General features: G+C 66.9%; 10 protein-coding genes. 5 read left to right on the top strand and 5 right to left on the bottom strand.

Going from position 1 to position 16,517, the window contains the following annotated elements; genetic code table 11:
* Window positions 1–59 precede the first annotated feature (59 nt).
* Window positions 60–980 (top strand): LpxL/LpxP family Kdo(2)-lipid IV(A) lauroyl/palmitoleoyl acyltransferase, encoded by a 921-nt coding sequence (locus tag ABRP17_RS12245; RefSeq protein ID WP_349986373.1) that lies wholly within the window; start codon window positions 60–62, stop codon window positions 978–980.
* Between the two features lie 145 nt (window positions 981–1,125).
* Here the strand turns inward: ABRP17_RS12245 and ABRP17_RS12240 are convergent, their stop codons facing one another.
* The 3 genes from ABRP17_RS12240 to ABRP17_RS12230 are packed head-to-tail and all read right to left on the bottom strand — an operon-like array spanning window position 1,126 to window position 3,767.
* Window positions 1,126–2,457: an O-antigen ligase family protein gene (locus ABRP17_RS12240; RefSeq protein WP_349986371.1), complete on the bottom strand. Its 1,332-nt coding sequence runs from the start codon at window positions 2,455–2,457 to the stop codon at window positions 1,126–1,128.
* The gene (locus ABRP17_RS12235) at window positions 2,438–3,553 is read right to left on the bottom strand and encodes a glycosyltransferase (protein WP_349986370.1); all 1,116 of its coding nucleotides are present in this window, start codon (window positions 3,551–3,553) and stop codon (window positions 2,438–2,440) included. Before ABRP17_RS12235 ends, ABRP17_RS12240 begins: the two co-directional genes overlap by 20 nt.
* 16 nt (window positions 3,554–3,569) lie before the next feature.
* Window positions 3,570–3,767, bottom strand: coding sequence for a zinc-finger domain-containing protein (locus tag ABRP17_RS12230; protein ID WP_042614687.1), 198 nt, complete (start codon window positions 3,765–3,767; stop codon window positions 3,570–3,572).
* Window positions 3,768–4,003: 236 nt separating this feature from the next.
* Here ABRP17_RS12230 and ABRP17_RS12225 point away from each other — a divergent pair, with 236 nt between their 5' ends.
* Together ABRP17_RS12225 and ABRP17_RS12220 are read left to right on the top strand one after the other, a co-directional pair.
* Window positions 4,004–7,351 (top strand): GH92 family glycosyl hydrolase, encoded by a 3,348-nt coding sequence (locus tag ABRP17_RS12225; RefSeq protein ID WP_349986368.1) that lies wholly within the window; start codon window positions 4,004–4,006, stop codon window positions 7,349–7,351.
* Window positions 7,348–8,052, top strand: a complete 705-nt coding sequence (locus ABRP17_RS12220; protein WP_372486764.1) for a basic secretory protein-like protein — start codon at window positions 7,348–7,350, stop codon at window positions 8,050–8,052. The genes ABRP17_RS12225 and ABRP17_RS12220 overlap by 4 nt, the downstream gene beginning before the upstream one ends.
* A gap of 273 nt (window positions 8,053–8,325) precedes the next feature.
* Here the strand turns inward: ABRP17_RS12220 and ABRP17_RS12215 are convergent, their stop codons facing one another.
* Together ABRP17_RS12215 and ABRP17_RS12210 are read right to left on the bottom strand one after the other, a co-directional pair.
* Window positions 8,326–10,617, bottom strand: a complete 2,292-nt coding sequence (locus ABRP17_RS12215; protein WP_188326222.1) for an NADP-dependent malic enzyme — start codon at window positions 10,615–10,617, stop codon at window positions 8,326–8,328.
* Between the two features lie 215 nt (window positions 10,618–10,832).
* Window positions 10,833–12,176 (bottom strand): dicarboxylate/amino acid:cation symporter, encoded by a 1,344-nt coding sequence (locus ABRP17_RS12210; RefSeq protein WP_188326221.1) that lies wholly within the window; start codon window positions 12,174–12,176, stop codon window positions 10,833–10,835.
* Between the two features lie 232 nt (window positions 12,177–12,408).
* On the opposite strand from ABRP17_RS12210, the gene ABRP17_RS12205 reads away from it, so the two are divergent.
* Window positions 12,409–13,569: a porin gene (locus tag ABRP17_RS12205; protein ID WP_349986366.1), complete on the top strand. Its 1,161-nt coding sequence runs from the start codon at window positions 12,409–12,411 to the stop codon at window positions 13,567–13,569.
* A 56-nt stretch (window positions 13,570–13,625) separates the two neighbouring features.
* Window positions 13,626–16,274: a PAS-domain containing protein gene (locus ABRP17_RS12200; protein ID WP_349986365.1), complete on the top strand. Its 2,649-nt coding sequence runs from the start codon at window positions 13,626–13,628 to the stop codon at window positions 16,272–16,274.
* The last annotated feature ends 243 nt before the right edge of the window (window positions 16,275–16,517 follow it).

The following is a 16,517-nucleotide window of genomic DNA, read 5'->3' as shown; positions in this document are numbered from 1 at the left end:
CGGGAGCCCTACCGGAAAGACACGCAGCGTGCCCGCAGCGCCTTGCTAGAATGCGGGTCATGTCTGATGCCACCACCGCCCCCCGTCCGTCGCTGCGCGAACCGCGCAACTGGCCCATGTTCGCCGCCATGTTCGGTGCCTTCGCGATCGCGCGGCTGCCGTGGTTGCTGCAGCGTGCGCTGGGCCGCGGCGTCGGCTGGGTGGCCTGGCGGCTGGCCGGCAGCCGTCGGCGCGCGGCCGAAGTGAACCTCGCCCTGTGCTTTCCCGAAAAAGATGCGGCGTGGCGCCAGCGCCTGCTGCGCGACAGCTTCGATGCGCTGGGCGTGGGCATCTTTGAATTCGCCCGCGCCTGGTGGGGCAGCATCGATGCGATCCGCCCGCGCGTGCATCTGGAAGGGGTTGAACACCTGCATCGGCTGAAGGCCGAAGGCCGCGGCGTGCTGCTGGTGTCGGGACACTTCATGACCCTGGAGATGTGCGGGCGCCTGCTGTGCGACCACGTCGAGCTGGCCGGCATGTACCGCAAGCACCGCAATCCGGTGTACGAGTGGGCGGTGAAGTTCGGCCGCCTGCGCTACGCCAGCGCGATGTTCGCCAACGAAGACATCCGTGCGAGCGTGCGCCACCTGAAGAAGGGTGGCTTCCTCTGGTACGCACCGGACCAGGACATGCGGGGCAAGGACACCGTATTCGTGCCGTTCTTCGGCCATACCGCCTCCACCATCACGGCCACGCACCAGTTGGCGCGGATGACCGGCTGCGCCGTGGTGCCGTACTTCCACCGTCGCGAAGGCGGCGATTACTACCTGAAGGTGGGCGCACCGCTGGAAGATTTCCCGACCCAGGACGTCGAGGCCGATACCGCGCGGGTCAACCAGGCCATCGAACAGATGGTGCGCGAAGCACCCGACCAGTACCTGTGGATCCACCGGCGCTTCAAGCGCCAGCCGGGCGGCCGCAGCGATTACTACCGCTCATAGGTAGAGCCGACTTCAGTCGGCTGCCCCTGCTCCGGTAGAGCCGACTTCAGTCGGCTGCCTCTGTTCTGGTAGAGCCGACTTCAGTCGGCTGTCTCCGCCAATGCAGCCGACTGAAGTCGGATCTACCCCCGCCCGCCCGCCGCATCTACCCTGCGCTTGGCGCCTCTTCGTCCCGTGCCAGCAGGCTGCCGGCATACAGGGCCGCGAGCAGCACCGTCAGGCCGCCCCAGAACGTGGAGTGGAAGGCCAGGTGGGTGTTCAAGGGAAACACGGTAACCGCCAAGGCCAGCATGGCCGGACGCGCCCGTTCGCGCGCCTGCGGTGGGGCGAATCGCCACGCGCGCCACGCCTGCGCGAAGGCGGCCAGCCACAGCAGCAGGCCGATCACACCGGTTTCGGCAAGGATTTCCAGGACGATCTGATGGGCGTGCAGGGCCGGACCTTCACCCCAGACACCCTGCGTCCCGGCCTGCGGATCGCAGGCGGGATAGGCATCGCGGAACCCCCGTGCGCCGACGCCGTTGATCGGATGTGCCCGGATCATGCAGCCCGCCGCGGACCATATCCGTCCGCGCCCGGACAGCGCCTGCTCCACGCCATCGTCGTTGCCTTCCCAGGCCTGCGCGGTGCGCACCACGCGGTCGCGCAGCTGCGGCACGCTGTACGCCAGCCCTGCGGAAAACACCGCCCCCAGCGCACCCAGCAACAACAGCTGTCGTCCGCCCAACACGCGCCAGCCGCTGTACACAGCCACCAGGCCGAAGGTGATCCATGACGCACGCGACCCGGCCAGCAGCAGTACGATGCCCACCGCGCCTGTAGCCAACAACCAGCCAGGACGCCCGAAACGCGCAGCGACCGGCAGCAGCAGGAAGGCGGAGAGACTGGCCAGCACCTGGCCGAACTTCAGGTTGCAGGGACCCAGTGCACCGCTGAGGCGGTCGGCCAAGGCCGCTTCCGCCGGGCTGCACAAGCCGTGCCCGCTGACCAGCTGCTTCACCTGATCCAGCGACCAGAACCACGGGCTGGTACCGGCCACGGCCTGCACCAACGCATCCAGCGTCCACGCCGCCGTGATCACGGCGAGGCCACCGAGGGTCAGCGCGCGTCGTTGCGGACTGGCCACGGCAATCGCCACCAGCCACATGAAAGGGAGATAGCGCAGCCCGGCGGCCGCCTTGGTCCAGGCCGCGGCGGGGTCCACGGCATCCGGTGCGGAGATCGCCTGCGGCAGCCAGTACCCCAGGAACAGGATGCTGGTCAGGGCCCATGCCGCTGTACTGAGCAGGTGCGGTTGACCGCGCAGGCGTCGCATCACCATCCGCGTGGCGGCGTAGATCGCCCCCAGCGCCAGTACGCCTTCGGCGATGCCGGGCAGCGGCCACAGGGCCACGAACGCCAGCACCACCCACGGGGCCCAGCGACCGGCGCGGTCGTCGATCAGGGCAGAGCGGGAGTCAACCGGCGAGGTCGGCATAGAGTCGGAGCGTGTCGCGTTGCATTGCCTGCAGCGTAAACGGGATGCGGCTCGGCAGCGACGGGGGCTGTGCAAGCAACGCCAGCGCGCGTTCACCCAATGCCTGCTGATCACCCAGCGCGACCGCGCCCGAGGGCTGAAGCTGACGCAGGAGTTCGCCCACCCCGCCGTGATCCCAGCCCAGCACTGGCCTGCCCACTGAGAGGGCTTCCACCACGGTGCGGCCGAACGCTTCGGGCTTGTCCGACAGCTGCAGGACCAGATCGCAGCCGGCGTAGGCCTGGGCGATGCGCGAGGTGGGCGGGCTGATGTGCAGCGCGGCGTCCACGCCCAGCTGCTGGGCCTGTGCACGCAGTTCGCTCAGATACGATTCGCGCCCGGGTTCATCGGTCCCCAGCATCCACAACCGTGCAGGCACGCCGGCCGCGCGGATCCGCGCCAGCAACGCCAGTGCATGGATGTGGCCCTTCAGGCGGGTACCCCGTCCCGGCAGCAGCAGCAGGGGGCCCTGTTCTTCAAGCAGCCACGGGACGTCCTTCGCCAGCGCCTGGCGGGGCCGCAGGTCGTTGCGCGCCACGCGCGGAAACTGGGCGGTATCCACACCGCGCGGTATCACCTGCAGGCGTTCGGCCGGCACCGCGGGGTAATGCTGCTGGACGAAGCGGCGTACGGTGTCCGATACACAGATCACCCGCTCGCCGGTGGTCATCACCGCGCTGTAGCGACCCGGCGTGTTGAGCCCATGCACCGTCGTTACCCAGTGCGGGCGACGGTCCACGGGCAGGCCGCGCACCGCATGCAGCCCAAGCCACGCCGGCAGTCTGGAGCGCGCATGGACGATGTCCGCTCCTGTTTCGGCGAACAACCGCCGCAGGGTCGGCATGTGCCGCAGCGTCAACAGCGACTTACGGCCGATATCCAGGGTGAGATGTTCGGCGCCGCTGTCCAGCAGCGGTTGCACCAGGCGTCCTCCCGCCGACACCACCACGGCGCGGTGGCCGGCGGCGACCAGCGCGGCGGCGATTTCCAACGTAGAACGCTCTACCCCGCCGGAGTGCAGCGCCGGCAGCAACTGCACCACGGTCAATCGACGCATCGGTGCGCGCTTCCGCTCAGTCGGCCAGCACGAAGACGGCGCCGCAGTAAGCGCACTTGGCCTCGCCGTTGGGTTCGTCTTCGATCGGCAGGTAGACGCGCGGATGTGAGTTCCACAGCGCCATCTCCGGGGTCGGGCAGCTCAGCGGCAGGTCGCCGCGGTGCACGGTGTAACGCTTTTCAGCGTTGGCGGGAGCAGTGGCGGTATGGCTCATGGCGGGCATCGTGAAGGGAAGTACGAGGACGATGATTCTAGCATCCGCGTCGGCGCGAGGCCGTCCCGCTTGCCATGCGGTGCGCAACTCCGAATCGACACATGGATCGATCCATATGGCGCGCCGCAGCATCGCCTTGAAACAGCAACGCAGCGATTTGGATCGAACCAAATGCACTTGTCAGCGCCAACTTGCCTGTAGCAGGATGGTCCGCGTTGCTCTGGGAGGAGAACGCAATGCCCCTGTCTGTGCCCCACCGTGCGCGCCGTGCGCCCCTGTTCGTTGCACTGGCCCTTGTGCTGGTTCCGGTGGCTCACGCTGCCCCGTTGCTGACCTCGTTCGAGCCCGGCCAGCCCTCGCTGGTGTCCGGCCAAGCCGGTCCGCTGCAACTGCGTGTCGGCGCGGGCCCCCGCGATCCGTACGCGGCCAAGGCCGGAATGGGCTACACCGGGATGCACGCAGTGCACTACGCCAGCCCCGGCGGCGCGGCGCGGCAGGTACTGCTGCAGACCGACCAGGTGATCGAGGCGGACACCACGCTGAGTTGGCTGGTGCTGCCGGAGATCGTCGACGGCGATACGGTGTCTTCCACCTACGCGTCGCTGGACCTGCTGTTGGACGATGGCCAGCGTGTATCGGCCAGCGCAGCGCGTGACCAGCATGGGGTGGCGCTGGGCGCGCGTGCACAGGGCGACTCCAGGACGTTGTATCCGCAACAGTGGGCGCGCAAGGCGGTGCGGTTGGGCGATGTGGCCGGCCTGCAGGGGCGCCGCGTGGTCGCCGTGGAGCTGGAAGTAGCCAGCGCCGCAGGTGCGCCGGTGTCGGGCTGGATCGACGACGTGCAGCTGGCGCCGCAGCCCATGCGGGCCCCGCAGCGCCCGTCGGACTGGGTCCTGACCACGCGCGGCACCCAATCGAACGGCCGGTTCTCGCGCGGCAACAACATTCCCGCGACGGCGGTACCGCACGGCTTCAACTTCTGGACGCCGGCCACCGATGCCGGCGTGATCAACTGGCTGTACCGCTGGAACGAGCACAACGACACCGACAACCGACCCCGCCTGCAGGCCCTGTCGCTGAGCCATCAGCCCAGCCCGTGGATGGGTGACCGCCAGACGTTCCAGGTGATGCCGTCCGCCAGCCGCGGTGTGCCGGAGGCAGACCGCCGCAAGCGCGCGCTGGCCTTCAGCCATGACCAGGAAACGGCGCGCCCGCATCGCTATGACGTGCGCTTCGACAATGGCATCGGCGCGTCCATCGCGCCGACCGACCACGCGGCCCTGTTCCGCTTCGAGTTCCCTGCAGAGGGGGATGCCAATCTGCTGTTCGACAATGTGGATGCGCGCGGCGGGTTGACGCTGGATGCCGCCACGCAGACGCTTACCGGCTACACCGACGTGCGCAGCGGGCTGTCCAACGGCGCCACGCGGATGTACGTGGTGGCCAGCTTCGACCGGCCATGGCGCAGCAGTGGGGCGATTGAAACCGGACGTCCCACCGGCTACATCAAGTTCGATCCGGGCAGCGAGCGGCGCGTGCACATGCGCATCGCCACGTCGTTGATCTCGGTGGAGCAGGCGCGGCACAACCTCGCCCTTGAACTGGCCAGTGACGATGACATCGAGCGCGTGGCCGGACGCGCGCAGGATCTGTGGGATGCACGGCTGGGCGCCTTCGACATCGGCGATGCCAGTGCGGACCAGAAGACCACGCTGTACTCCAACCTCTACCGGCTGTACCTGTACCCGAACTCGGGCCACGAGAACGTAGGCAGTGCGCAGTCGCCGGAATGGCGTTACGCCAGCCAGGCCAGCGCTGCGGAAGACAATACCGATGGCAGCGCGGTGCGCAGCTTCGCGCCCATCCGCGATGGCCGGGTGTACGTCAACAACGGCTTCTGGGATACCTTCCGCACCACGTGGCCGGCCTACGCCCTGTTCCGCGCCGACGACGCCGGCAACCTGGTGCAGGGGTTCCTCGAACAGTATGCCGCTGGCGGCTGGGTGGCCCGCTGGTCTTCTCCGGGCTATGCCGACCTGATGGTCGGCACCAGTTCCGACGTCGCCTTCGCCGACGCCTGGCTGAAGGGCGTACGCGGTTTCGACGTCGATCAGGCCTATAGCGCGGCGCTGAAGAACGCGACCGTCGTTCCGCCGGATCGCCATGTCGGACGCAAGGGCATGGACCGCTCCACGTTCCGCGGCTTTGCCAGCAGCGATGTGCACGAAGGCATGTCATGGACCATGGAAGGCGCGCTCAACGATTTCGGCATCGCCAACATGGCGAGCGCACTGGCGACGTCTGCCAGCACGCCAGCGCAGCGCGAACGCCTCACCACCGAAGCGGACTATTTCCGCCACCGCGCGGCAGGCTACGCGACGATGTTCGATGCCACCGCAGGCTTCTTCCAGGGCCGCCGTGAGGATGGCAGCTGGCGCGTGCCATCGAAGGACTACGATGCCCGCGTCTGGGGCCACGATTACACCGAATCCAACGGCTGGACGTTCGCGTTCACCGCCGCGCACGATGGCGAAGGACTGGCTGCGTTGTACGGTGGGCGCGAAGCCCTTGCAGCGAAGCTGGATGCATTCTTTGCTACCCCGGAGACTGCGGATCCGGCCCTGGTCGGCTCGTACGGCGGCGTCATCCACGAGATGACCGAGGCCCGCGATGTACGCATGGGCATGTACGCGCACAGCAACCAGCCTTCGCACCATATCCCCTGGATGTACCTGTACACCGGGCAGCCGTGGAAGACGCAGAAGCATGTGCGCGAGATCCTTGCACGCTTGTACGTGGGTAGCGAGATCGGCCAGGGCTATCCGGGCGATGAAGATAACGGCGAAACCTCCGCGTGGTACCTGTTCGCCTCGCTCGGCCTGTATCCGCTGCGCATGGGCGCGCCGGAGTATGCGATCGGCTCGCCGCTGTTCCGCCATGCGAAGGTGACGCTGCAGGATGGCGCGGTATTGACGGTGAATGCCGCCGACAACTCGCCGGAGAACGTGTACGTGCAGTCGCTGAAGGTCAACGGCAAACCGTGGACGAAGACCTGGCTGCCGCATGATGTCATCGCTGCCGGCGCAACGCTGGACTTCCAGATGGGCCCGCAGCCCTCACGCTGGGGAACCGGCGCGGGCGATGCGCTGCCCTCGCTGACCCCGCGTGGTGCCCGCCCTGCCCTGCTGCACGACCTGCTGGCACGTGGTGCGAAGGCCGCGCTGGAAGACGGACGCGTGCTGGACGCCCTGCTGGATGATGATGCCGGCACCGCGGTTCCGCTGGGTGCGAAGGCGTCCGTGGTCTTCACCGGTGCGGCCGCGGGTGTGCCGTCGATGTATACGCTGACCAGCGGTGACGGCGCGATCCGCGGTGGTGAGTGGACACTGGAAGCGCGTACCACGAACGGCCGCTGGACCACGCTGGACGCGCGCAAGGCGGAAGATTTCGCCTGGGCTCGACAGACGCGGCCATTCCGCATCGCCAAGCCCGGTCAGTATGCCGAGTACCGGTTGCGCATCAGTGCACCCGGTCGCCTGCAACTGGCCGAGGTAGAGCTGCTGGCACCGGGAGCCACGCCGTGATCCGCGTCGCGCGTGGTGCCCTACCGCTGAGTCTGGCTACGTTGGCATTGTTCGCCTCTGGGGCTGCGTACGCATTCGAAACGACCCAGCGCCAAGGCGACGTGACCCTGCACTATCAGGACGCCAGCGACGCTGTTCCGGAGGGCGTCCGCACGCGGATCATCGATACGTTCTTCAAGGCGTATCTGCCGCAGCGCACGGACTTCCATCCGCACGCTGCCGCCGAGGTGGCAATCGTCATCGATCCGGCTTACGACGGCATCGCCTACGTCGGTGAGAAGGCCAAGGCGTCAACAATCACCATCAACCCGGCCTGGCTGGCCAAGCATCCGGGTGACACCGATCTGGTGACCCATGAAGCGATGCACATCGTGCAGGGCTACCCGGAATATGCCAACGCACGCGTCCCGGGCTGGCTGGTGGAAGGCGTCGCCGACTACGCGCGTGACCGCTACGGGGTCGACAACGCAGCCGCCGGATGGGCACTACCGCTGACCGTGAAGGAAGGACAGACCGCCGAGACCGGTTACCGGGTGACGGGCGCCTTCCTGAAGTGGAGCGAAGCCGCCCACCCCGGACTGGTGAAGGCCTTGGACGGCGCACTGCGCAGCGGGCGCTACACCCCCGCCCTGTGGCAGACGCACACCGGCCACACCCTGCCGGACCTGTGGACCGCGTACGCCAAGGCGGCCACGCGGTAGAGCCGACCGGTAGAGCCGACTTCAGTCGGCTGCGTCCGGCGGATCGAATACCTGAAACCAGCCGACCGGTAGAGCCGACTTCAGTCGGCTGCACCCAGCGGATCGAATACCTGAAACCAGCCGACTGAAGTCGGCTCTACCGTCCCCGCCCAGCGGATCGAATGCCTGAAGCCAGCCGACTGAAGTCGGCTCTACCGTCCCCGCCCAGCGGATCGAATGCCTGAAGCCAGCCGACTGAAGTCGGCTCTACCGGTTCCGCTGCGAAAAAGGCCGTCAGGCCTTTTTCTCGGCTTCCAGCTGCTTGCGTATCTGTGCATCCACCGCCGCGATCGCGGTCATGTTGAGGATGCGGCGCGAGGTCGCGCTGCTGGTCAGGATGTGTGCCGGCTTGGCCACGCCCATCAGGATCGGGCCGATCGCTACGCCGTCGGTGAATACGCGAACCAGGTTGTAGGCAATGTTCGCCGCTTCCAGGTTCGGCAGCACGAACAGGTTCGCACGACCGGTCAGGGTGGAGCCCGGCAGCAGCTTCTGGCGCAGCGCTTCATCCCACGCGGTGTCGCCCTGCATCTCGCCATCCACGTTCAGACGCGGGTTGCGCTTGAGCAGCATCTCGCGGACCTGGCGCATCTTCAGCGCGTCCTTCGAATCGTGGCTGCCGAAATTGGAGTGCGACAGCAGTGCGACATTCGGCTCGATGCCGAACAGCTTCATGCGGTAGGCCGCCTGCAGCGTGGCTTCGGTCAGCTGCTCGGCCGTCGGATCTTCCTGCACGTGGGTGTCCACGAAGAAGAACACGCCCTGCTGGTTGATCACACCGGTCATCGCCGAGGTCGAGGTGACCTTCGTTTCCAGCGGCAGCACGCTGCGCACATAGCCCAGCTTCTTGTGGAAGCGGCCGACCACGCCGGTCAGCAGCGCATCGGCTTCACCGCGCGCCACCATCACCGCAGCGATCAGCGTTGGCCGCGAGCGCATCAGGTTCTTCGCCGCCGCTACGGTCACGCCACGGCGACCCGTCAGCCCGTGGTAATACTGCCAGTACTCGTTGAAGCGCGGGTCGTCATTGATGTTGGTGACCTGGATGTTCTCGCCGATCTTCAGGCGCAGGCCCAAGCGCTGGATACGCGCCTCGATGACGTCCGGGCGGCCGATCAGGATCGGGTGCGCCAGGTCTTCGTCCACCACGTTCTGCACGGCCTGCAGCACGACTTCTTCTTCGCCTTCGGCATACACCACGCGCTGCTTGTCGGTGCGCGCGCGGTCGTACACCGGCTTCATCATCAGGCTGGTGCGGTACACGAACTCCGACAGCTTCTGCCGGTAGGCGGACATGTCGGCGATCGGCCGCGACGCTACGCCGGAATCCATCGCGGCCTGGGCCACCGCGGCGGACAGCTCCACCAGCAGGCGGCGGTCGAACGGACGCGGGATCAGGTACTCACGGCCAAAACTCGGCGTCTCACCGCCGTACGCCGAGCCCATGTCGGTGGCGGCACGGCGTGCCAATGCGGCGATGGCGCGCACGCAGGCGATCTTCATTTCTTCGTTGATCGCGGTGGCGCCCACGTCCAGCGCACCGCGGAACAGATACGGGAAGCAGAGAACGTTGTTGACCTGGTTCGGGTAATCCGAACGGCCGGTGCCGATGATCGCGTCGGCGCGTACCGCGCGCACGTCTTCCGGCATGATTTCAGGCGTCGGGTTGGCCAGCGCGAAGATCACCGGATCCGGCGCCATCGTCTTGACCATGTCGGCGGTGAGGATGCCCGGCGCCGACAGGCCCAGGAAAATATCCGCGCCGTCGACGATTTCAGCCAGCGTGCGCTTGTCCGTGTCGCGCGCATAACGCAGCTTTTCCGGATCCAGGTCGGTACGACCGGTATGGATCACGCCCTCACGGTCGAAGGCCAGGATGTTGTCCGGCTTCAGGCCGAGCTGCACCAGCATGTTGACGCACGAGATGCCAGCCGCGCCCATGCCCGTGGTCGCCAGCTTCACTTCTTCGATCTTCTTGCCGGTGATCGCCATGGCATTCAACACCGCTGCACCGACAATGATCGCGGTGCCGTGCTGGTCATCGTGGAACACCGGGATCTTCATCCGCTCGCGCAGCTTGCGCTCGACGATGAAGCACTCCGGCGCCTTGATGTCTTCCAGGTTGATGCCGCCAAAAGTCGGCTCAAGCGAGGCGATGATGTCGACCAGCTTGTCCGGATCCATCTCGTCCACTTCGATGTCGAACACATCAATGCCGGCGAACTTCTGGAACAGCACACCCTTTCCTTCCATCACCGGCTTGCCGGCCAACGGGCCGATGTTGCCCAGGCCGAGCACGGCGGTGCCGTTGGAAATCACAGCGACGAGGTTGCCGCGCGCGGTGTACTCGCTGGCCATCGCCGGATCGGCCTTGATGGCTTCGCACGCATACGCGACGCCGGGCGAGTAAGCCAACGACAGATCACGCTGGGTCAGCATCGGCTTGGTCGCCGTGACCTTGATCTTGCCCGGCGGCGACATGCGGTGGTAATCGAGGGCGGCCTGCTTGAAATCTTCGTTGGACATCGACGTTGGGCACATGAATGGGCAAGAGGGACAGGGGATCATACCCCCGTTGTACGTTGCGGACCTGTCGCTGGGCTGTCGCTGCGGATGCTGCAGCGCACCACCCGAGGGATTCTGCCCGCATGCCGCGCGTGGTCCGGCGCGGCGGGTCAGCTCTGAAAAAACGACGGGGCCACGTCATCACTGACGGGCCCCGCCTCCTGACGTGGAAGGGGTCAGATGTTCGCGGTCACGGCGGGCAGGGGCGCATCCACCGGCGGCGGCAGCTCGCTTTCGCGGCCGTCCAGCGCCAGCTTCAGGCGGTCGCGGTCCAAGGCGCCTTCCCAGCGCGAGACCACTACCGTCGCCACGGCATTTCCGATGAAATTGGTCAGCGAGCGACACTCGCTCATGAAGCGGTCCACCCCCAGGATCAGGGCCATGCCGGCCACCGGCACTTCCGGCACCACGGCCAGCGTGGCCGCCAATGTGATGAAGCCGGCGCCGGTAACACCTGCGGCGCCCTTGGAGCTGAGCATCGCCACCAGCAGCAGGGCGATCTGGTGGCCCAGGGTCAGTTCGGTATTGGTGGCCTGCGCGATGAACAGCGCCGCCAGGGTCATGTAGATGTTGGTGCCGTCCAGGTTGAACGAGTAGCCCGTGGGGACCACCAGGCCGACCACCGACTTGCTGCAGCCTGCACGTTCCATCTTTTCCATCAGCGACGGCAGCGCCGACTCGGAAGAAGACGTGCCCAGTACCAGCAGCAGCTCGGCCTTCAGGTAACGGGCCAGCTTGAATACGGAGAAGCCGCACAGGCGCGCCACCGCGCCCAGGATCACCGCCACGAACAGGAACGCGGTCAGGTAGAACGAACCCACCAGCCAGGCAAGGTTGATCAGCGAGCCGACGCCGTACTTGCCGATGGTGAACGCGATGGCGCCAAACGCACCGATCGGGGCGGCCCGCATGAGGATGTGCACCAGCTTGAACACCGGGGCGACCAGCGCTTCGAGGAAGGACAGCACCGGCTTGCCCTTCTCACCGACCAGCGCCAGTGCGATACCGAACAGCACCGCCACGAACAGCACCTGCAGGATGTTGCCATCCACGAACGCGCTGACCAGCGTCTTCGGGATGATGTCCATCGCAAAGCCGACCAGGGTCAGGTCGTGCGACTTTTCCACATAGCTGTTGACCGCGCTCTGGTCCAGGTCGGCCGGATTGATGTTCATGCCGGCACCGGGCTGCACCACGTGCGCCACGATCATGCCCACCACCAACGCCAGGGTGGAGAAGAACATGAAGTACGCCATCGCCTTGGCGAAGACCCGGCCCACGGTGCGCAGGTGGGTCATGCCGGCGATGCCGGTCACGATGGTCAGGAAGATGACCGGCGCGATGATCATCTTCACCAGGTTGATGAACGCATCACCGAGCGGCTTCATCTTTTCGCCGACCAGCGGCTCGTAATGGCCAAGAACGGCGCCCAGGACGATGGCGACCACCACCTGGAAATACAGTTGGCGATAGAACGGCAGCGGCTTGGTGGGCACCGGTGTGGCGGTGGGAACGTGCATGACGAGCTCCGGTAGGTGAAAATGGCGCTCCCGGCACGTTGCGTGCGTGGCGCGGCATCTGATGGCGCTCTTTGTACGCGCCCGGGGCCCGGTAGCAGATAGCCTATTGGTACTACCCCCCCGGTTCAGGAAGATTCCCTGCCGGTTCTGCCCCTACACTGCGCCGGTCGCGACGTACCCGCCCACGCGGATGACGTGTTGTTCCACTTCCCGAATAGAGATCCGCCGTCCCATGCGAATGAACCCTACCCTGCTTGCCCTGTCCCTGGCCGCGAGCCCCCTGCTGGCCAACGCGGCCGGCTTTGACAACTGGCCGACCAAGGTGGCGTTCGCTGACGGCACCGAGTTGGCCGCCACCGGCAACATCGCTTACGACTGGAACAACTTTTCCGGCGACATCGAAAACGCCGACGCCGTGCGCCGCAAGGAATTCGGCGCCACGCTGAAGAAGAAGGGCGTGTACGACGCCATGGTGTACTACGACTTCCAGTCCGACACCTGGCTGGACGTGTTCCTGCGCGTGGAGAGCAAGGCCTTCGCTGGCCAGGATATCGGCAAGTTCCGGGTCGGTTACATGAAGACCCCGGTCGGCCTGGATGCGGTGACCAGCTCGCGTGCCGGCAGCTTCATGGAGTACGCGATGCCGGTGCAGGCGTTCTACGCCGGCCGTCGTACCGGTCTCGACTGGGTGCTGGAACGTCCGGCCTACCTGCTGCAGGCAGGCGTGTACGGTGGCAAGGATCTGCAGGGCGACAACCCCGGCACGATGCAGGCCGTGCGTGCGGTGTGGACGCCGGTGAAGGCCGAAGCCAACGTGTTGCACCTCGGCCTGGCGCTGTCGCAGGAAAACCCGCGCGGCTGGCGTGATGGCCGTGATGTGCACCATGAGGCCACCGCCCGTTTCCGTGCGCGTCCCGAGGCTGGCCTGACCGATCTGCGCCTGGTGGATTCCGGTGCGCTTGTCACCGCGGACAAGGTCAATCGTGCAGGCCTGGAAGGCATCTGGATCCGCGGACCGTTCTCGGTGCAGGCCGAGGCGCTGCAGGCCACGATCACCCGCGAGGGCAAGCCGGATTACACCGGCAACGGCCAGTACGTGATGGGCAGCTGGGTGCTGACCGGCGAGTCGCGCCCGTACAGTGCCGGCAGCGTGTCCAACATCAAGCCGGCGCGCGAATACGGCGCGGTGGAACTGCTGGCGCGTTACAGCCGGCTGGACCTGGACGATGCCGACGTGCTGGGTGGCCGTGAACACAACTGGACCATCGGTGCGAACTGGTACCTCACCAGCCACTTCAAGTTCCAGGCCAACTACGTGAAGGCCGATGCCAGCCGCCGTGGCGTGCACACCACCCCGGAGATCTTCGAAGTCCGCGCGCAGATGCATTTCTGATCCGATGCCGGCGGGCAGGTCGGGTCAACGACCTGCCCTGCCCGTAGACTCGGCGCATGTACCGGCTCACCCGCTACCGCAAGCTGGCCATGACCCTGCTGGTGCTGATCGGTGGGACCGTGCTGTGTGCGGTCTCCGCCGGCCACTTCGCAGGCCAGCGCGCGCTGGCGGGCGAAAGCGCGCAGGTACAGCGTCAGCTGCAGTTGTACGCCCAGGGCCTGCAGCAGCGGATCGATCGCTTCGGCACCCTGCCGCAGGTGATGGCCCTGGACCCGGATCTGCTGGACGCGCTGCGCCACGCGCCCGACGATGCAGACCGCCAACGGCTGAACCTCAAGCTCTCGCAGGCCAACCAGGTCACCCGCGCGTCGACGTTGACCCTGGTAGGCCGTGACGGCGTGGCGGTTGCAGCGAGCAACTGGGACCAGCCGTCCAGCAATGTCGGCGAAGACTACAGCTACCGGCCGTATTACCGGCAGGCCATGGCCACCGGACACGGCCGGTTCTACGGCATCGGCATGACCACCGGGGTGCCTGGCTACTTCCTGTCCCACGCCATCGACGATGCGGACGGCATCCGGCTGGGCGTGGTGGTGATCAAGATCGAACTGTCCGCGCTGGAACAGGAGTGGCTGACCACCTCCGATATCGTGCTCGCCAGCGACAACCATGATGTGGTGTTCCTCGCCAACCAGGACGCCTGGCGGTATCGCCTGCTGCGTGAGCTGGGGCGCGGTGAGCGCAGCGAAATGCTGGCCAGCCGACAATATGCCGACCGTGCGCTGCAGCCGTTGCGCGCGCGTACCGAGCGCGTGCTGGACGACGGCGGCCGCATCGTGCGCATGGCCGACCCGGCCATGCCGCGCTCGCTGCTATGGCAGACCGTCGACCTGCCGGAAGAAGAGTGGCACCTGCACCTGCTGCATGACGCCAGTGCGGCCAGCGCCGTGGCCCGCAGTGCCGCGATCGGCGGCGGCGCGGCCTGGATGGCGCTGGGCTTCCTGGCGCTGTTCATCCAGCAACGACGACGGCTGTCCGCGCACCGCCAACGCAGCCGCCGCGAACTGGAGACCCTGCTCAAGCAGCATGCGCAGGAGCTGCGCAGCGCGCAGGACGGGCTGCTGCAAGCGGCGCAGGATGCCGACCGCGGCTTGAGCCGCAGCCTGGAGCACTTGCCGCAGGGTGTGGTGATCATCGACCGTGAGCAGCGTCTGGTCGCTTGGAACTCGCGCTATCTGGAGCTGTTCCGATTTCCTTCCGGGCTGATCCAGGTGGGTCGCCCCATTGAAGAAATATTCCGCTTCAACGCGCGTCGCGGCCTGCTGGGACCAGGCCCGATCGACGAAGCCATCGAACGCCGGCTCAACCACCTGCGCAGTGGGCGGCCGCATATGCGCGAGAGTGAAAAGGATGACGGCACCGTGCTGGAGATCCGCGGCAACCCGCTGCCCGACGGCGGCTTTGTCACCAGTTACGCCGACATCACCAGCTACAAGAACGCCGCACGCGAGCTGCGGTCGCTGGCCGACGCCCTGGAGCATCGCATCGTCGAGCGCACGCACGACCTGGACGAGGCACGCCGCGAGGCGGAACAGGCCAACCGCTACAAGACCCGCTTCGTGGCCTCTGCCGTGCATGACCTGCTGCAACCGCTGAACGCCGCGCGCATGTTCGTGTCGGTACTGCGCGGGAAGCTGGCGGACGCCGAGCAACACCAGACCGTTGATCACATTGAAGCCGCGTTGTCGGCACAGGATGCGATCCTGGTCAGCCTGCTGGACATCTCCCGGCTGGAATCGGGAAGCCTGCAGACGCGGGTACGCTCCTTTGCGCTCAATCCCCTGCTGGAGACCATGGCACGCGAGTTCGGCATCGCCGCCGAAGGCCGCGGGCTGCAGCTGCACTGGGTGCCCACCCGCGCCGTGGTGGTCAGTGATGAAGACCTGCTGCGGCGTATCCTGCAGAATTTCCTGTCCAACGCTCTGCGCTATACACCGCGCGGCCGCGTGCTGCTGGGATGCCGCCGCGACGGCGCGCGGCTGTGGATCCAGGTGCATGACCAGGGCCCGGGTATTCCGGAGAGCCTGCACAAGGAGATCTTCGAGGAGTTTCGACGGCTGCATGATGGACAGGAGCGCGGCACCGGGCTGGGCCTGGCCATCGTGGAGCGTATCGGCCGCCTGCTGGGGCATCCGATCCGGCTGCGTTCGGCACTCGGCAGCGGCACGATGTTCGAAGTCGCGGTGCCGTTGGGCCACTCAGGCGATGTCGTGGAATCGGCGGTGACCCGCGCGCCGGTGGTGCTGGAAACCACCGCGGACAGCCCTCTGCGCGCACGCCGTGTGTGGGCCATCGACGACGATGCGCATGTCAGCGCCGCCACCCGCGCGCTGCTGGAGAAGTGGGGCTGTGAGGTGGAACAGTCCGACGGACCGCAGGCGGCGCTGGAGGCTGCACGCGCGGGGCACGCGCCGGAACTGCTGCTGCTGGACGTGCGCATGGGCGAGTTCCATGGGCCGCACCTGTACGAAGCGCTGTGCAATCGGTGGGGCAGCCGCCCCCCCGTGGTACTGGTCACCGCCGAGCGCGATGATGCGCTGAAGGCGCTGGCGTCGGCGAATGGCTGGGGGTTCCTGTCCAAGCCGGTGCGCCCCCCTGCACTGCGCGCCCTGATGACCCAACTGCTGCTGCGGCACCAACGGTAAACGCCGCACCATGGTCGGCGGATGTCTGCCGCGGGAACGGACGGTTTCCGCCGAGCATGGCTCGGCGCTACCACGGCATCAGGCATCAGCTTCCCGGTAGCGCCGAGCCACGCTCGGCGAGCGCGCAGCGCGGCATGAGGCATCAGCTTCTCCGGTAGCGCCGAGCCACGCTCGGCGAGCGCGCAGCGCGGCATCAGGCATCAGCTCCCCCGGTAGCGCCGAGCCACGCTCGGCGAGCGCGCA

Source organism: Stenotrophomonas sp. WHRI 8082 (assembly GCF_040223995.2).
Lineage (GTDB): Bacteria > Pseudomonadota > Gammaproteobacteria > Xanthomonadales > Xanthomonadaceae > Stenotrophomonas.
Note: the sequence above shows the minus strand (reverse complement) of the source record. Positions and strands in the feature narration are given on the sequence as shown.

What these genes read in the sequence shown, in the direction of transcription:
- ABRP17_RS12240 (WP_349986371.1), bottom strand. Translation starts at nt 2,457, where the DNA reads ATGCCGACCTCGCCGGTTGACTCCCGCTCTGCCCTGATCGACGACCGC.
- ABRP17_RS12230 (WP_042614687.1), bottom strand. Translation starts at nt 3,767, where the DNA reads ATGAGCCATACCGCCACTGCTCCCGCCAACGCTGAAAAGCGTTACACC.
- ABRP17_RS12235 (WP_349986370.1), bottom strand. Translation starts at nt 3,553, where the DNA reads ATGCGTCGATTGACCGTGGTGCAGTTGCTGCCGGCGCTGCACTCCGGC.
- ABRP17_RS12225 (WP_349986368.1), top strand. Translation starts at nt 4,004, where the DNA reads ATGCCCCTGTCTGTGCCCCACCGTGCGCGCCGTGCGCCCCTGTTCGTT.
- ABRP17_RS12215 (WP_188326222.1), bottom strand. Translation starts at nt 10,617, where the DNA reads ATGTCCAACGAAGATTTCAAGCAGGCCGCCCTCGATTACCACCGCATG.
- ABRP17_RS12210 (WP_188326221.1), bottom strand. Translation starts at nt 12,176, where the DNA reads ATGCACGTTCCCACCGCCACACCGGTGCCCACCAAGCCGCTGCCGTTC.
- ABRP17_RS12205 (WP_349986366.1), top strand. Translation starts at nt 12,409, where the DNA reads ATGCGAATGAACCCTACCCTGCTTGCCCTGTCCCTGGCCGCGAGCCCC.
- ABRP17_RS12200 (WP_349986365.1), top strand. Translation starts at nt 13,626, where the DNA reads ATGTACCGGCTCACCCGCTACCGCAAGCTGGCCATGACCCTGCTGGTG.
- ABRP17_RS12245 (WP_349986373.1), top strand. Translation starts at nt 60, where the DNA reads ATGTCTGATGCCACCACCGCCCCCCGTCCGTCGCTGCGCGAACCGCGC.